This is a genomic window from Chitinophaga sp. YIM B06452 (assembly GCF_039655965.1).
GTDB lineage: Bacteria > Bacteroidota > Bacteroidia > Chitinophagales > Chitinophagaceae > Chitinophaga.
This window is the reverse complement of the sequence record NZ_JAWLKY010000004.1, coordinates 131586-148837: the sequence shown is the minus strand read 5'-3', so window position 1 is coordinate 148837 and position 17252 is coordinate 131586. Positions and strand designations below refer to the sequence as shown.

The window sequence follows — 17252 nt, the reverse complement described above, 5'->3', positions numbered from 1 at the left end:
TTATCGAAATAAAAGCAGGCGTTCATGGCTAAAAATCTCGTGATTGTTGAGTCCCCGGCAAAGGCAAAAACTATCGAAAAAATACTAGGTAAAGACTTTGAGGTTAAATCTTGTTTCGGTCATATCCGCGACCTTGAGAAGGACGATATGGGTATCGACATCCAGAACAACTTTAAACCCAAGTATATAATACCGGAAGACAAGGAAAAAGTTGTAAAGGAACTCAAAAAAGTAGCGAAAGACTCCGACGAGGTTTGGCTGGCAACGGATGAGGACCGGGAAGGGGAGGCCATATCCTGGCACCTCGCCGAGGTATTGGGCCTCGACCCGAAAACCACCAAACGCATTGTGTTTCACGAAATTACCAAGCCCGCCATCGAAAGGGCCGTACAGGAGCCCCGCCTGCTTGATATGAACCTGGTGAACGCCCAGCAGGCCCGCCGCATCCTGGACCGCATCGTGGGTTTCGAGCTGAGCCCGGTGTTGTGGAGGAAGATGAGCATGCGCAATTCCCTCTCCGCCGGCCGCGTGCAATCCGTGGCCGTGAGGCTGATCGTGGAGCGCGAACGCGAGATCAACTCCTTTGCCGCTACCAGCAGCTTTAAGGTGGAAGCGTTCTTCCTGGCCAAAGACATCCAGGGCCGCACCATCACCTTCAAGGCGGAAGGCCCTTCCCGCTTCAAGACCGCCGAAGACGCCGAGAAATTCCTGCAGCAGTGTATCGGCGCCGCCTATACGGTAAAAGATATCACCGTAAAACCGGGTAAAAAATCGCCCGCCGCGCCGTTCACCACGTCCACCCTTCAGCAGGAAGCCAGCCGCAAGCTGGGCTACAGCGTGTCCAAAACCATGCTGCTGGCGCAAAAGCTGTATGAAAGCGGGCAGATCACCTACATGCGTACAGACTCCGTGAACCTGTCTGACACGGCCATGGCGGACATCAGCAAAGCGATCAACACCAATTACGGCGAACGGTACTTCCAGAGCCGCAAATACAAGAATAAGAACGAAAGCGCGCAGGAAGCGCACGAGGCCATCCGCCCTACCTACATGGAAAACTCCACGGTAGACGATTCCGACCTCAAACGCCTGTATGAGCTGATCTGGAAACGCACCATCGCCAGCCAGATGGCGGATGCGGAACTGGAAAAGACCATCGCCAAGATCGGCATCTCCACCAACAACGAGGAGCTGACCGCCAGCGGTGAAGTGCTTAAGTTCGACGGCTTCCTGAAAGTATACATGGAAGGCCGCGACGAAGAAGATGAAAGCGACGAAGAACAGGAAGGCGTGCTGCCGCCGCTCACCGTGAAGCAGGCGCTGGACCTGAAGGAGATGAAAGCCACCGAACGCTTTACCCGCGCGGCTCCCCGCTATACGGAGGCCAGTCTTGTAAAGAAGCTGGAAGAGCTTGGCATCGGCCGCCCGTCTACTTACGCGCCCACTATCACCACCATCCAGAAACGCGGGTACGTGGAGAAGCGCGATAAGGAAGGCGTGAAAAGGGACTTCCGCATCCTCAGCCTGAAGAACGACCAGATCAGCAAAGTGACCGAGCAGGAGAACACCGGCGCTGAAAAGGCCAAGCTGTTCCCGACAGACCTCGGCATGCTGGTAACGGACTTCCTGAAACAGTACTTCGAACGCGTAATGGACTACGGGTTCACCGCCAAAATTGAAGAAGAGTTCGACGAAATAGCCAATGGCAAGAAGAAATGGAACAACATGCTCCACGACTTCTATGATCCTTTCCACCAAAACGTGGAAGAAACGCTGGAAAAAGCCGAACGCGTGAAAGGCGAGCGCCTGCTGGGCCAGGACCCTGCCACCGGCAAGCCCGTAACCGCGCGCATGGGCCGCTTTGGGCCGATGGTGCAGATCGGCACGGTGGAAGACGAAGAAAAACCGCGCTTCGCCAAGCTCAAACAAACGCAGAGCATCGAGACCATTTCCATGGAAGAAGCCATGGACCTGTTTCGCCTGCCGCGCAACCTGGGCCTGTTCGAAGGCACGGATGTATCTGTGAACATCGGCCGGTTCGGCCCTTATGCGCAGCACGACAAAAAATTCTATTCCCTTAAAAAGGAAATGGACCCGTATACCGTAGAGCTGGAAGAAGTGGCGCCGCTGATCGTGGAGAAACGCGCGGCGAAAGACGAGCGCACTATCAAGGTGTTTGAAAAGGAAAAGATACAGGTGCTGAGAGGCCCTTACGGTCCCTACCTGAAAGTAGGCCTGCGGAATTACAAGCTGCCGAAAGACAAGCAGGAAACCGCGGCAGACCTTACGGTGGAAGAAGCCAAAGCCATCATTGAAGAGCTGAAAGCCAACCCGCCGAAGAAAAAAGCGCCTCCCCGTAAAAAGAAAGCGGAATAAAGAATATAAACAATTATTTGAAGAATTTCAAACGTTGATTATCAGCTTACAGTCGTAAATTGATCGTCAATAAACCTAACTGAATCCATTGCACGAAACGAGGGAAATAAACGCATTGTTCCATCTGCTGGACGATCCTGACCAGGAAGTATTTGATACCGTGGCCAGCAAGATTCTCCTTTTTGGGAAAGACATCATTCCCAACCTGGAGCATCTCTGGGAAACCACTTACGACGAATCCATCCAGGAGAGGATAGAACTGCTTATTCACCGCGTGCATTACCAGGACCTCCAGGAAGCTGTGCGCATCTGGGGGAAGAACGGGTCGCAGGAACTGATGCAGGGCGCCATTCTGGCTGCCAGGTACCAATACCCCGATCTGTCTGCCACGCAGGTGAATACCGAGATAGACCGCATCAAACGCAACATCTGGCTGGAACTGAATAATTATCTCACGCCGCTGGAGCAGATCAATGTGCTCAACAGCATGATCTATAATTATTTCGGGCTCAAGGGCGAAGAAGTTTCCTACCAGCGCAAGAACCAGTTCTTCATCAACCAGGTGATCGAAGGCAAAAAGGGAAATCCTGTTACCAACGGCATCATCTACCAGGCCCTCTGCGCCATGCTGGATCTGCCGGTTTACGCCGTCAACATCCCGCGCCAGTTCATTCTCGCTTATTTCGATACGTTCTACGATTTCACAGAACCGGCAGACCCGGGCGATTACCGCATCCTCTTTTTCATCGATCCTATCCAGGGGCAGATCTATACCCAGCAGGATGTGGAAACCTATTTCAAACGCGTGAATGTACCTGCCCTGCCTGCGTATTACAAACCGCAGAGCAACCAGCGCATCATCCAGTTCCTGATGGAGGAAATGGCGAAATGTTTCCGCAACGATAAGGAACAGTACAAGTACGATGAGCTGATGAACCTTTCACAGATACTGGAATAAAATATTTCCTATAAAAAAGAAATGGGCTGCATTCGTTGAATGCAGCCCATTTTTATTACTAATTACTGTTACAGTCCCTTTGTATTATCGCTGGGTGGAATAGTATTTCATTGCTTCCGGCATGAGCTTCTGCAGCTGCTGGATGCGGCGTTCGTCGCTGGGGTGCGTGCTGAGCAGTTCCGGTGGTTTCTGTCCGCCGCCTGCATTGGCCATGCGCGTCCAGAAAGGAACGGCTTCCTGCGGGTTGTAACCGGCCATGGCCATGAATATCAGGCCGAGGTGATCCGCTTCCAGCTCGTTCTGGCGGCCATAGGCCATCAAACCAAGCGGCCCGCCGATGCCCACAGCCTGCATGAACACGTTCTGCGCCTGCGGGTTCTTGTTAAGCGCTACTGCCCCGGCGATCTGGATGCCCTGGGCAACCAGGCCCTGGCTCATCCTTTCGTTGCCATGGCGGGCAATGGCATGCGCCACTTCATGTCCCATTACTACGGCCAGCGCGGTCTCGTTTTGCGTAACAGGCAGCAGGCCGGTGTATACTACCACCTTACCGCCGGGCATGCACCATGCGTTCACCGCTTTGTCGTTCACGAGGTTGAACTCCCATTTGTAATTGGCAACCTCGTTACCCATCCCCTGCTGGTTCATGTAAGTGGTTACGGCGCGCGCAATACGGCCGCCAACCCTTTGCACCATTTCAGCATCCTTGCTGGAGTTAGGTGATATCGCCTTATTCTGGGAGAGGAAAGACTGGTATTCCTGCACCGCCATGCTCTGCATAGTGGCTTCGGGAATGAGGTTTAACTGGCTTCTTCCGGTAATGGGCACCCGCGAACACGCGTACAGCAACCCCGATCCGGCAATGAATAACAATGCGACTTTTTTCATCGGTTAATATTTAGAAGAAAAGATGGTTTTTCGCTAACCAAGCTCAATGCTGATTACTGCGGCGAATTTACCATTTTCCGTAAATAGTGCAATCGTTGTGCCGGATTTGAACAACAGGAAAAAGGACCTCGGCTAATACGTCGGGTTATTTTCGCCGTCTTTGCCTTTGCGGTTCTTGAAGATGGGAACTTTGGACTCGTTGCCCCTGAAGAGACGCACAATGTTCTTCTGGTGGGTGAGCACCACCATCAAAGCCACGGCGATGGCAAAGATGCGGTAAAACACTTCCTGCTCCCTGAAAATAAAGAGGATGAGTACAGGGAAAGCGATGCTGGCTATGATGGAGCTCAGCGACACATATCTGGTCAGGAAAAGGATCATGAGGAATACGCCTACGCAGCACAGGGCCACCAGCGGCTGGATGGCCAGCACCATGCCGAAGAGGGTAGCAATGCCCTTACCGCCGCGGAAGTTGGCCCATATCGGGAAGATGTGGCCCACTACGGCCGCGAGACCAAGCCCTACCTGTAAATTGATCAATTGTTCAGGTGAATCATAGGCAGGAATGAGATAAGAAAGCCTCACTGCAAGAACGCCCTTCACCATATCCACCAGCATCACGAAAGTACCTGCTTTCGGGCCAAGCACCCTGAAAGTGTTCGTGGCGCCGGCATTACCGGAACCATGCTCGCGGATATCGATACCATAAACCCCCTTGCTTACCCAGACGGCAGTGGCAAAAGAGCCTATCAGGTAGGCACCTATTAAAAGCAATAATTCAGTCATCACAATAAGTTAGAGTTGCTAAGATAGTCAATTAAGTGTTAATAAGGATACAAATTTAACAGCAATGTTAAGACAATTACTCGTAAATCAGCAATTAAAATATTTAATTTTTTTGATATTAGCTAGCCTTAAATGAAAGTGCCAGCCAGTGCTCCTTCTCCGCCTTCTTTTCCAGGGCCAGTCCATTTTCCCCGGCGGCCTTAACAATTGCAGGTTCGTCTTCCTGCAATATACCACTCAAAATCAATATTCCGTGATTTTTGAGGATTCTTTTCATGTTAGCCATATTGGCCAGCAATATATTACGGTTGATATTGGCCAGCACGATGTCGTAACTGCCTGTTTCCAGCACGTCCAGCTGGTCTTCCTGCCAGATGCGCACGGTTGTTGCGTTATTGGTCACGGCATTTTCCAGCGCATTGTCTACCGCCCAGCTGTCGTTATCGATCGCATCCGTTTCCGCGGCGCCCAGCTTGCCGGCCAGTATCGCCAAAATACCGGTGCCTGTGCCGAAATCGAATACACGCTTGCCTTTGAAATCAATCTCTTCCATCAGCCTGATCACGGAATAAGTGGTGGCATGATGGCCGGTGCCGAAAGACATCTTCGGCGTGATCACGATCTCATGCTCCACCTGCCCCGCCAAAGGATCATGGAAACCCGCGCGGATGCCGCAGAACGAACCGACCAGTACCGGCTGGAAATTACTTTCCCACACGGCGTTCCAGTTCGCCTGCTCAATGGTTTCTTTCGTATAGTCCAGCCCGTGGGAGCCGAGCATGCCGGCAATGGTATTTTCATCGAACTGCTCCGTAGGAATGTAAGCGATGAGCTGCTCTCCCGCTTCTTCAAACCCTTCGTACCCAACGTCTGCCAGCTGGGCAATGAGTATATCTTTTATCTCTGAAGGCGCGGATATGGTGATCGCGATGTATGACATGGGCGCAAGATAATTACAAATTCCTCAGCCCCAATGCGGAAATGCTGATTTTAAAAATTCCTTTGCAGGAACACAGCCCTGCATTATATTTGAATTATAATAATATAACCTTATCCTATGAAAAAGCTCATTTTGCTGGCGGCCGTTCTGGCCAGCCATGTTTGTGCGTCAGCGCAAACGATCGTTAAGCCGTTCGACATCCCGATGAAAGATTCCATTGTGTACCAGGTGGAAAATGCCGTGTTCATTTTCGACAAACAGCATGTGGAAGATTATTTCAAAGGGCTGGATACGATCCTCGTACAGCGCAAATACGATAAAAAAGTGTTCCGCAACATCCAGTTCGCCCATCTTACCGAAGAGGAAGTGCAGCGGCATTACGGCATGGTCAGCAAATTCTGGACAGCGTCCAAAGGCAATCCCATGGCGTATTCCACGGACCGTATCTCTCTTTTCTGGAACGATACGGAAACCATCCTGATGCCTTACCTGGACGAGATACTACCGGAACTGCTGGAGCAGGGCTGGGTGCAGGTAATGGACCGTTCCACCAAAAAAAGGGTGAAGCAGTTCAGGATCGACTACGAGGACATCGATCTGAAGACCTTCCGCATCTTCCGGTTCGAAAAGGTCAACAACAGGGACATCGGCAAGCTGATACTGCGCGAAAGCGAGATCTTCCTGGAGCAGATGCACAATGTTCAACGGTAATATAACGTGAACATATAAACGTTACTGTCATCTTTTTTTTATACGCAAAATGTATACCTGGTAGAAAAACGTCCCGCTGTAACGGCGGGACGATCTTTTTAAAGACCGTCATTGGGGACAGCTTAGCCAAAGCAGGCGCGGCATAGCAGGAAAAAGCCCGTCATTGCGAGGAGCAGCAGAGCCAAAGCGGGGGCGCGACGAAGCAATCTCCTGCGTTGAATTGTCGTACTTCAAGCCATGGAGGAGATTGCTTCGTCGCATCTCCTGCCGCACAGAATCCCTTATCGCTCCTCGCAATGACGATCTTTCTCGCAATGCGATCTTTTCATGCAATGAACGGCTTAGCAGTCAACGTTGGCGCATAAAAAAATCCCGGCTGCTCGCCGGGACTTTCTCTAGTATTTTAATTGTGACGGATCACAATTTATTGCTCGTCAAATACGGGGCCCAGTTCAGGACCTTCGGATTGCTCGGACTGTGAAGGGCGCGGTCCGCGATCGCCGCGGTCGCCACGTTCAAAGCGGTCGCCGCCGCCTCTGCGGTCACCACCACGGTCGCCGCCCCTGCGGTCTCCGCGGTCGCCGCCTCTGCGGTCGCCACGATCGCCGCGTTCGCCACGGTCTTCGCGTTCAGGCCTTTCCACGTAACCTTCAGGTTTAGGCATCAGCACTTTGCGGCTGAGCTTGAACTTGCCGGTTTTCGGATCGGTGCCCACCAGTTTCACTTTCACTTTCTCGCCTTCGCTCAGCACGCCGTCCATATTCTCAAGGCGTTTCCAGGAAACTTCTGAGATGTGGAGCAGGCCCTGTTTGCCGGGGAGGAATTCCACGAATGCGCCGTAAGGCATTACGCTCTTAACGGTTGAATCGTATACTTCACCCACTTCAGGAACGGCCACGATGCCTTTGATCCAGCTGAGGGCTTTATCGAGATTTTCTTTCTGTACTGCGAAGATGGATACTTCACCGGTCTGGCCCACTTCTTCGATGTTGATGGTGGTGCCGGTTTCGCGTTGGATCTCCTGGATCACTTTACCGCCGGGTCCGATCACAGCGCCGATATATTCACGGTCGATGATCAGTTTTTCCATGCGCGGAGCATGCGGTTTCGGTTCAGGACGGGCAGCTTCGATGGTGTTATACATCGCGTCGAGGATGTGCAGGCGGCCCTGGCGTGCCTGGGCGAGCGCTTTGCGCATCACGTCCATGCTGAGGCCGTCTACCTTAATATCCATCTGCACGCCGCAGATACCATCGCGGGTACCGGTTACTTTGAAGTCCATATCGCCGAGATGGTCTTCGTCGCCGAGGATGTCGCTGAGTACGGCCCATTTACCGTCGCTTGCGCGGGAGATGAGGCCCATGGCGATGCCGGAAACGTGTTTCGGGATGGGAACCCCTGCGTCCATCAGTGCCAGCGAGCCGGCGCAAACGGTAGCCATGGAAGAGGAACCGTTAGACTCCAGGATGTCTGACACAACGCGCACGGTGTAAGCGTAATCGCTGCCGGGCATCATTTGTTTCAGGGAGCGCAGGGCAAGGTTACCATGCCCAACTTCGCGGCGGCCGGGGCCGCGCATCATTTTCACCTCACCGGTGGAGAATGGGGGGAAGTTATAGTGCAGGATAAACTTAACGTAGTTGGAAGTGGCGGCGCTTTCGATCAGCAGTTCGTCATCAGGCGTACCGAGGGTAACGGTGGTGAGGGACTGTGTTTCGCCGCGGGTGAACAGTGCGGAGCCGTGAGGGGAAGGCAGCAGGTCCGTTTCCATGGCCAGGGGGCGCACCTGGTCCAGCACGCGGCCGTCGAGGCGGATGCTTTGGTCCAGGATCATGTTGCGGACAGTTTCTTTTTCCAGGTCATGGAAATAGTCGCCCACCAGGGCTGCGTCTTCTTCAGGCAGTTCGCCGAGGGATTCCACGAGTTCTTCTTCGATCTTTTTGAAAGCTTCGGAACGGTCGTGTTTGCCAAGGGCGGATTTGGATACCTCCAGGATGCGGGCCTGAGCGAAAGCGGTGATCTTTGCTTTCAGCTCTTCATTCTGGTGCGGTTTATTGTATTCGCGTTTGGCGGGGTTGCCTACCAGCGCGCGGAGTTCTTCCTGTGCTTTTACCTGTACGCGGATCGCGTCGTGGGCCAGTTCGATGGCTTTGATCAGGTCTTCTTCCTGGCATTCCTTGCTCTCCCCTTCCACCATCATGATGTTCTTTTCCGTAGCGGCTACGATAAAGTCCATATCTGCGGTAGCCAGCTGGGTGCGGGTGGGGTTGATCACGAATTCGCCGGCAACGCGTGCGATGCGCACTTCGGAGATGATCTCCTGGATGGGCACGTCAGACACTGCGAGGGCTGCGGATGCGGCCAGGGCGGCCAGTGCGTCGGGCATCACTTCCGGGTCGGAGGAAATGAGGGTTACCAGCACCTGAACGTCACATAAATAATCGTCGGGGAACAAAGGGCGCAGCGCGCGGTCGATAAGACGGGAGATCAGCACTTCATAGTCGCTCAGCTTGCCTTCGCGTTTGAAGAAAGAACCGGGGATACGGCCTGCTGAAGCAAATTTCTCCTGGTAATCTACGGTTAAGGGGAAAAAGGACTGGCCTTCTTTGGGTTTCTGGTTGGCCACTACGGTAGCCAGCAGGATGCAATTGCCGAGGCGGACAGTAACAGCACCATCGGCCTGGCGGGCCATCTTGCCTGTTTCTATCGTCACCTCGCGGCCTCCGCCTATATCAAATTTAACCGAAGTAGGTGTGAGATTCATACTTGTGTGAGGATTAATAAGGTACACATACAAAAAAACTATTCCCAACTATAATAAGTTGGGAATAGCGCTATAAAAAGTTTCAGATTACTTTCTGATACCTAACTTCTCAATAAGGGCACGGTAGCCGGAGAGGTTGGTTTTTGCCAGGTAAGACAGCAAACGCTTTCTTTGCCCTACCATTTTCATCAAACCGCGGTGCGTGGAGAAGTCTTTTTTATTTTGCTTCAGGTGAGCGGAAATGCTGTTGATACGCTCCGTTACCAGGGCAATTTGTGCTTCCACAGAACCGGTATTCTTTTCGCTGCCACCGAATTCTTTGAAAATATTAGCTTTTTTTTCTACAGTTAAGTAAGACATCTTTGATAATAATAATTTTTTAACTCGCTATTTTTCCGGTGCAAAGGTAAGAAGTAATATGGCAAGTTCCAAATTGAATTTGGATAACACGTTTACTGATAACCAATGCTTTACTTATACAAAATTTACTGCTGCATTGTCTGTCACCTGCCCGTTCTCCGTGCGGAGCACCCGGCTGGGGAACTTCTGCAATACAATGTAGTCGTGGGTTGCCATGATCATAGCTGTTCCGTCTTCCCGGCAGATGCGGAACAACAGCTGCATAATACCGTCCGAGGTCTCAGGGTCCAGGTTGCCCGTAGGCTCGTCCGCCAGGATCAACTTGGGACTGTTCAGCAGCGCACGGGCAATATCCACCCGCTGCTGCTCCCCGCCGCTCAGTTCATAAGGCATTTTAAAGCCCTTGGTGCCCAGGCCCACCTTTTCCAATACATCCTTTATTTTTTCCTCGATCTGCGACTGATCCGCCCAACCGGTGGCTTTCAGCGCAAATTTCAGGTTATCGTGCACCGTACGGTCCGTCAGCAGCTGGAAATCCTGGAACACCACCCCGAGGTTCCGGCGAAGGTAAGGCACCTTCTTCCAGTCCATCTTCGTAAGATCGAACCCCGCCACCTGGCCGCTGCCCTCACGCAATGCAAGGTCGCCATACAAGGTCTTCAGCAAACTGGACTTGCCGGTACCCGTCTTCCCGATCAGGTACACAAACTCTCCCCTGTTCACCGTGATGTTCACGTCGGATAAGATCAAAGAATTGCCCTGGTATACATTTACATTCGTCAGTTGAACTATGGGTTGGTCCACCATTTAAATTTCCTTTTTGAAATCCAAAAATAACCAATTACTTGTAAGTGATGCATATTGAAGAAAAACTATAAAATTAGTTTGAAAACTAAAATAATAGTTTTACATTTGAAACAGGGACTGCAATCTATATCCGTACAAACAACAACACCATGAAAACGCTGACAAAAGCAGAAGAACAGATCATGCAGGTATTATGGAAACTGGGGCCTTCTTTTGTGAAAGACATGATAGAGGAAATGCCCGAGCCGCGGCCGCATTACAACACCATCTCCACGCTCGTGAAGATACTGGTGGAGAAGGGTTTTGTGAACTTCAAGGCTTACGGTAAAAGCCACCAGTATTATGCCCTCATCAGCAAAGAGGAATACAGCCATAAAACGGTGAAGAACCTGGTGAAAGGGTATTTCGAAGGGTCTTTCAGCAACATGGTCTCTTTTTTCGTCAAAGAAAAAGACATGAGCGTGAGCGATCTCGAAAAGCTCCTGCAACAGATCAAACAAGCCAAAAACACTGAAAAATGACGCCCTTCCTTGCCTACCTCGTTAAGGTGATCATTTGCTCAGGCATCCTGTATGCATATTATCACCTGGCCCTGCGCAACAACCGCTTCCACCAGTGGAACCGTTTTTACCTGCTGGGCATCACCATCCTGAGCCTGGCCGTGCCGCTGCTGCGCATCCCGCTGCCGTTTGCCGGCACGGAAGCTACGGGCATTTACGTGTATACGTCGCAGGTAGTAACGCTGCGCGAACAGGTGTTTACCGTAACGCAAACGCCCGCCGTGCAGCAGCTTAACCTGACTGCTTTGCTGTATGGCACAGTGATCCTGCTGTTTGCGGCGCGCATCGGCTGGGGGTACGTCAAAATATTGCAGCTCGTGCGCACCAGCCGCATAGAACCTTTGCTGCCTTACCGGCTCGTGCTTTCACAACATATCACCGCCCCTTTTTCCTTCTTCCGCTTTATTTTCTGGAACAGCGGTATGAGCGCTTCCACACCGGAAGGGCGGCAGATGCTGCGGCACGAGATCGTGCATTTGCAGGAGAACCATAGCACGGATAAACTTTTTATGGAGATCGTGACAGCCGTTTGCTGGATCAATCCTTTCTTCCACCTCGTTAAACGGGAACTTTCGCTGGTGCATGAATTTATTGCGGATAAACGTTCGGTAGAGAACGGCGACGTGGCTGCATACGCGCAAACCATTCTCCACGCTGCATTGCAGGCGGGGCCTGCTTTTAACCTGACCAACAATTTTTCCCACCAGCCTGTCAAAAGAAGAATACTTATGCTTACCCAATCCCGCAGATTCCGTTTCAGTTTCCTGCGCAGGGCGCTGATCGTACCTGTAGCATTACTGATATTCAGTTCGCTGGCATTTGTAACGGAAGAAAAGATGGACCGCCTGAGCGAAAACCTTACCATTCCTGTTCCGCAGCCTGAGATCACGGCCGGCAACACTCCCGCAACAGGCAACGTTCCCGCAAAACAGGAAACTGCAACCGCCCAACCCGTACAGCAGGCCGCTGCGCCCGCCGTTCCTGACACCGTTCCGCCGCCAGCCCGGCAGGAGGTCTTTACGTTTGTAGAACAGCCACCCTCCTTCCCCGGCGGCGACGATGCGCTCAACAAATTCCTGGGCAGCAACATCCGTTACCCGAAAGAAGCCATGGAAAAAAATATCGGCGGCACCGTGTTCGTATCGTTCATTGTGACTAACGAAGGACGGGTAAAAGACGTTAAAACCGTGGGCGCCCAAAAAGGCGGAGGGCTGGAAGAAGAAGCCATGCGTGTCGTAAAATCAATGCCCCAATGGAAACCTGGCAGGCAGAATAACCGCAATGTCAGCGTGATGTTCAACCTGCCTATCCGCTTCACACTTGCACCGCCTCCCCCGCCTGCGCCCGGGAAAGGCAATGGACCGGACAAAAACGGTGTATATGTTTTCGTGGATAATCCGCCTTCATTCGCCGGCGGAGACGCAGCCCTTAACAAATATCTTTCTACCAGCATCCGTTACCCGAAAGAAGCCATCAATAAAAAAATCGACGGCACTATTTTCGTCAGCTTCATCGTGGATGACAACGGCGTAGTAAAAGACATCAAAACCGTAGGCGCAAAGAAAGGCGGCGGACTGGAAGAAGAAGCGATCCGCGTTGTAAGCGGTATGCCAAAGTGGGTGCCCGGTAAACACGAAGGAAAAAATGTGCCGGTACGGTTCAACCTGCCGATTCGGTTCACCATACAAAGCTAAACACTTAAATATCTTATAGATAAGGCTTTGAGCGTCCGCTCAAGGCCTTTTTTTGCTTCAGACCGGTGATTTACGAGGGCGGGGCAACCGGAATCCCATCATCGGAACCTGATCGGAATACGACCGGAATTAGATCGGGTGGCGAACGCTTTTACCCCGGAATTAGATCGGAGTTTGAACGCTTTTACCCTGGGGTTGGATCGGAGTTAGATCGGAATTAGATCGGAATTAGATCGGGTGATGAACGCTTTTACCCCGGGATCAAATTGGGATTAGCCCGCGGAATTGCACGACTGTTGAGGGTTTAAAATCAATTTACCTGCATAAGGACACGCCTGGCAGGCCCAGGGGGTTCATACAAAAAAGCCGGCTGAATGTGTCAACCGGCTTTTTATATCAGGAAAAATCTTGTTACACGTATTCAAACTCGCCGTGCGCGCTTTTCACGGTCACTTTCTTCTCAGCGCTGTCCGTTACCCGGCCCACCACCTGTGCATCAATGTTGTAGGTCTGGCTGATGCGGATGATATCGCCCGCAATATGTTCAGGCACGTAAAGCTCCATGCGGTGGCCCATGTTGAACACCTGGTACATTTCCCTCCAGCTGGTGCCGGATTGCTCCTGTATCAGGCTGAAAAGCGGCGGAACGGGGAAAAGATTGTCTTTGATCACATGCAGCTTGTCGATAAAATGCAGCACCTTGGTTTGCGCGCCGCCGCTGCAATGCACCATGCCGTGCACTTCCGCCCGGAAATGATCCAGCACCTGGCGGATCACCGGGGCATAGGTACGCGTGGGGCTCAGCACCAGCTTGCCTGCGGTTACGGGCGCAAAGCCCGGAATGTCTATCATATCGGTCAGGGCTTTTTTGCCGCTGAACACCAGTTCTTTGGGAATGCCGGGATCGTAGCTCTCCGGGAATTTTTCCGCCACCGTTTTATTAAAAACATCATGGCGCGCGGAGGTAAGGCCGTTGCTGCCCATGCCGCCGTTGTATTCCCTTTCGTAGGTAGCCTGCCCGTAAGAGGAAAGGCCCACGATCACATCGCCCGCTTTAATGCGGTCGTTGGAGATCACATCGGCGCGTTTCATGCGGCAGGTAACGGTGGAATCCACGATGATGGTGCGCACCAGGTCGCCCACATCCGCGGTTTCGCCGCCGGTGCTGTAAATGCCCATGCCATAGCTGCGCAACTCTTCGAGGATCTCTTCGGTACCGTTGATGATGGCGGCGATCACTTCGCCGGGCACGAGATTTTTATTGCGGCCGATGGTGGAGGAAAGCAGGATATTGTCTACCGCTCCCACGCACAGCAGGTCGTCCGTATTCATGATAATAGCGTCCTGCGCAATGCCGCGCCATACGCCGAGGTCGCCCGTTTCTTTCCAGTAGGCGTATGCCAGGGAAGACTTGGTGCCGGCGCCGTCTGCATGCATAATATTGCACCAGTCCGCGTCGCCGCCCAATATATCCGGTATGATCTTGCAGAATGCGCGGGGGAATAACCCTTTGTCAATATTGCGGATGGCATTGTGCACATCCTCCTTACCGGCTGAAACGCCTCTTTTGGCGTAAAGGTTTTGATCCACGATTGTCCTGAATTAGCTGTATTAAAGTGCAAAAGTATTGTAATCCGTTCAAAACATTTAGATTTGCACGGCGTTTTTGAAAATATGATCATCTAACCATGCAGGTTCACAGAGATTTACATCAATTGCCCGCTTTCAGGAATGCCGTGATCACGATCGGCACTTTCGACGGTGTGCATACCGGCCACCAGTACATCCTCCGGCAATTGCAGGAAGCGGCGGCCGCCTGCCAGGGCGAAACGGTGATCATTACATTCGACCCGCACCCGCGGGAGGTGCTGGCCCCGCACGATAAGACCGTGCGGCTGCTCACCACGCTGGACGAGAAGATACACCTGCTGGAGAAATTCGGCATCAACCACCTGGTGGTAGTGCCTTTCACCAAAGCCTTCTCTGAACTCTCCGCCAGGGCCTACCTGGAAGATTTCCTCATCAGCACATTCCGCCCGCATACCATCATCATCGGCTACGACCACCGCTTCGGCCACAACCGCGAAGGCGGGCTGGAGCTCCTGGAAGCAGAACAACAGCAATATGGTTTCCAGTTGCTGGAAATCCCGCAGCAGGTAGTGCACAACCTCACCGTAAGCTCCACCAAGATCCGCAAAAGCCTGCAGGAAGGCGCCACCCAGCTGGCGGACGAACTGCTGGGCTACCCGTATTTCATCAACGGCACCGTGGTGCATGGCGATAAAATGGGCCGCAAGCTGGGCTTCCCCACGGCCAACATTGCGCTGAACGATCCGCGCAAGCTGATACCCGCGCAGGGCGTGTATGCGGTAACGGTAAACGTGATGGGCAACTGGTACAAGGGGGCTCTCAATATCGGCACCCGCCCCACTTTCAACGGTACCGAGCTGCGCATAGAAGTGTTCATCCTGGATTTTGACCAGGACATCTACGATTCGGCCATCCGGGTCGATTTCCTGGAATATATCCGCTCCGATAAAAAATTTGATTCTGTGGAAGCGCTGGTGCAGCAAATGAAGGAAGATGTGCTGCAGGCCCGCGAGATCACTTCAAGGGCATAGCCCCGTTAGGGCCGCATGATGCGGTATACCAGCTCTTTCAGCAACTCCCCGTCTTCATTCCCGCTATCACCGATCCCGATGCTGCGCAGATTGTACTGGTGCAGCAGCAAAATGGCGCGCTCCGTGCCTTCCGGCCCGAACTTGCGCGCGGCGGCCGTATAATCTTTCAGGAAAAACGGGTGCACGCCCAATGCGGCGGCCATTTCCTTCTCCCCGCCCTTGATGCCGAAAAGCAGGTTCATCTTGGAGAAATAATTATACAAAGCTGGTATCAGCATCTGGATGGGCGCGGCTTTGGGGTTGGCGGTGAAATATTTTACGATGCGCATCACTTTCACCATGTCCATCTGGCCGATGGCGTTCTGCAATTCAAATACGTTGTATTCCTTGCTGATGCCTACATATTTTTCAATATCGCTTTCATCGATCTTTTTGCCTTCGGGAAGGTTCACCAGCAGCTTGTCTATTTCGTTGGCAATACGCGAAAGGTCGTTGCCGATATGGTCCGCCAAAAGGATGCAGGCTTTCTCTGAAATAGCCAGCCCCTGCGTGCGTACGTAGGTTTCGGCCCAGGAAGGCAATTGGTTGTCGTACAGTTTTTTGGTAGACAGCATCACGCCCCTGTCTTTGATCAGCTTGGCCATTTTGCTGCGCCCGTCTATCTTGCCCTGCTTATGGGCTACCACGAACACGGTGGAGTCCAGCGGTTTATCGATGTAAGGTTCCAGTTTCAGGAGGTCGCGCATGGCCTGGGCTTCTTTGAGGATCACCACCTGGCGCTCGGCGAACATGGGATACCTGCGGCAGGCGTTGATCACGGTGGCCCAGTCTGTTTCCTTGCCGTAGAGCACGGTGAGGTTGAAGCCTTTATCGGCTTCGCTGAGCAGGTGATGCTCCGCGTAGTTCACTACCTGGTCGATAAAAAAATCTTCCTCTCCTTCCAGCCAGTAGAGCGAGCGGAACTTGTTATTCTTCCAATCTTTGATAATATCCTGGTAATCCATGTTTTCCTCTCCTTTTTAATTCACGACAGACACGCTTTCCTTTTCCATCAGGGGCAGCCCTTTGAAACGCAGCAGCAGCTGGCCTACCGTCAGCACGTCCTTCTGGCAATATTCCACGATCCTGGGCAGGTCCTGTTCGTGCCAGTATACCTGTCCTACCATGCTGCCGTCTATATCGTCCTTCGGCGTGGGTATGCCCAGCACGGCGGCCAGCAGCTTGAGGGAGGTATAATTCTTAAAATCCCCGAAACGCCAGAGCTGGAGCGTATCCAGGAGGGGAAGCTCCCAGGGCTTGTACTGGTGGATCTGCAGGGATACTGGCAGCGGCAGGCCGTTGATCACAGCGCGGCGGCAAATATAGGGAATATCGAATTCCTTGATGTTATGCCCGGCGAACTGGAAGCGGGGGTTCTTGGCGGAAAATTTTTCCACCAGGTCTGTGAACCCGGCGAGCAGCTCCTTTTCGTTGTGGCCGTAAAAAGATTTTATACGCAATTGATACTGACCGTTTTCTGTGAAGAAAAGTCCAACGGAAATGCAGACGATCTTCCCGAATTCGGCATACAGGCCGGCCTTTTCCCCAAACGATGCGGAGGGGTTTTCAGAATCTGGCGCAGTTTTTGTAATTTTTTCTTCCCAGAGGCGCTGAAGCTCGCCCGGGAGATGATTAAAAGATGCAAAGAGGGGCGTAGTTTCTATGTCAAACAGGAGTAATTGATCGAGCGCAACGTTATTAAGCACAGCCAAAAGGATTTAAAACGTGTAATTTAAGTAAAAATTAAC

General features: G+C 52.3%; 15 protein-coding genes. 6 read left to right on the top strand and 9 right to left on the bottom strand.

Annotation, left to right across the window (positions count from 1 at the left end; genetic code table 11):
- Positions 1 to 24: 24 nt before the first annotated feature.
- The gene (topA, locus tag R3I13_RS20550; RefSeq protein ID WP_346319850.1) at positions 25 to 2376 is read left to right on the top strand and encodes a type I DNA topoisomerase; all 2352 of its coding nucleotides are present in this window, start codon (positions 25 to 27) and stop codon (positions 2374 to 2376) included.
- Between the two features lie 88 nt (positions 2377 to 2464).
- Positions 2465 to 3334: a transglutaminase-like domain-containing protein gene (locus R3I13_RS20545; RefSeq protein ID WP_346319849.1), complete on the top strand. Its 870-nt coding sequence runs from the start codon at positions 2465 to 2467 to the stop codon at positions 3332 to 3334.
- A gap of 84 nt (positions 3335 to 3418) precedes the next feature.
- Here R3I13_RS20545 and R3I13_RS20540 read toward each other — a convergent pair whose 3' ends face one another.
- The 3 genes from R3I13_RS20540 to prmA form a co-directional block, all read right to left on the bottom strand.
- Positions 3419 to 4222 (bottom strand): M48 family metallopeptidase, encoded by an 804-nt coding sequence (locus tag R3I13_RS20540; protein WP_346319848.1) that lies wholly within the window; start codon positions 4220 to 4222, stop codon positions 3419 to 3421.
- A gap of 132 nt (positions 4223 to 4354) precedes the next feature.
- Entirely contained in the window at positions 4355 to 5008 is a 654-nt protein-coding gene (plsY, locus tag R3I13_RS20535; protein WP_346319847.1) for a glycerol-3-phosphate 1-O-acyltransferase PlsY, read from the bottom strand.
- A 118-nt stretch (positions 5009 to 5126) separates the two neighbouring features.
- Positions 5127 to 5948 carry a 50S ribosomal protein L11 methyltransferase gene (gene prmA / locus R3I13_RS20530; protein WP_346319846.1) on the bottom strand — a complete coding sequence of 274 codons (822 nt, stop codon included), beginning with the start codon at positions 5946 to 5948 and terminating at the stop codon, positions 5127 to 5129.
- Between the two features lie 117 nt (positions 5949 to 6065).
- Between prmA and R3I13_RS20525 the strand changes: the two genes are divergently transcribed.
- A complete protein-coding gene (locus R3I13_RS20525; protein ID WP_346319845.1) occupies positions 6066 to 6659 on the top strand; it encodes a hypothetical protein in 594 nt (197 codons plus the stop codon).
- 424 nt (positions 6660 to 7083) lie between these two features.
- On the opposite strand, the gene R3I13_RS20520 is transcribed toward R3I13_RS20525, so the two are convergent.
- The 3 genes from R3I13_RS20520 to R3I13_RS20510 form a co-directional block, all read right to left on the bottom strand.
- On the bottom strand, positions 7084 to 9423 hold the full coding sequence (locus R3I13_RS20520) for a polyribonucleotide nucleotidyltransferase (RefSeq protein ID WP_346319844.1): 2340 nt from the start codon (positions 9421 to 9423) through the stop codon (positions 7084 to 7086).
- 87 nt (positions 9424 to 9510) lie between these two features.
- Entirely contained in the window at positions 9511 to 9783 is a 273-nt protein-coding gene (gene rpsO / locus R3I13_RS20515) for a 30S ribosomal protein S15 (protein WP_209148380.1), read from the bottom strand.
- A gap of 114 nt (positions 9784 to 9897) precedes the next feature.
- A complete protein-coding gene (locus tag R3I13_RS20510; RefSeq protein ID WP_346319843.1) occupies positions 9898 to 10590 on the bottom strand; it encodes an ATP-binding cassette domain-containing protein in 693 nt (230 codons plus the stop codon).
- Positions 10591 to 10739: 149 nt separating this feature from the next.
- Here R3I13_RS20510 and R3I13_RS20505 point away from each other — a divergent pair, with 149 nt between their 5' ends.
- Positions 10740 to 11111 (top strand): BlaI/MecI/CopY family transcriptional regulator, encoded by a 372-nt coding sequence (locus tag R3I13_RS20505; protein WP_346319842.1) that lies wholly within the window; start codon positions 10740 to 10742, stop codon positions 11109 to 11111.
- Entirely contained in the window at positions 11108 to 12844 is a 1737-nt protein-coding gene (locus R3I13_RS20500) for a M56 family metallopeptidase (RefSeq protein WP_346319841.1), read from the top strand. The genes R3I13_RS20505 and R3I13_RS20500 overlap by 4 nt, the downstream gene beginning before the upstream one ends.
- A gap of 411 nt (positions 12845 to 13255) precedes the next feature.
- On the opposite strand, the gene R3I13_RS20495 is transcribed toward R3I13_RS20500, so the two are convergent.
- A complete protein-coding gene (locus R3I13_RS20495) occupies positions 13256 to 14434 on the bottom strand; it encodes an AIR synthase related protein (RefSeq protein WP_346319840.1) in 1179 nt (392 codons plus the stop codon).
- Between the two features lie 98 nt (positions 14435 to 14532).
- Between R3I13_RS20495 and R3I13_RS20490 the strand changes: the two genes are divergently transcribed.
- A complete protein-coding gene (locus R3I13_RS20490; protein ID WP_346319839.1) occupies positions 14533 to 15465 on the top strand; it encodes a bifunctional riboflavin kinase/FAD synthetase in 933 nt (310 codons plus the stop codon).
- 5 nt (positions 15466 to 15470) lie between these two features.
- On the opposite strand, the gene holA is transcribed toward R3I13_RS20490, so the two are convergent.
- Entirely contained in the window at positions 15471 to 16469 is a 999-nt protein-coding gene (gene holA / locus R3I13_RS20485; RefSeq protein ID WP_346319838.1) for a DNA polymerase III subunit delta, read from the bottom strand.
- 15 nt (positions 16470 to 16484) lie between these two features.
- Complete coding sequence (locus R3I13_RS20480) at positions 16485 to 17210, bottom strand: 3'-5' exonuclease (protein WP_346319837.1); 726 nt, start codon at positions 17208 to 17210, stop codon at positions 16485 to 16487.
- Between the last annotated feature and the right edge of the window lie 42 nt (positions 17211 to 17252).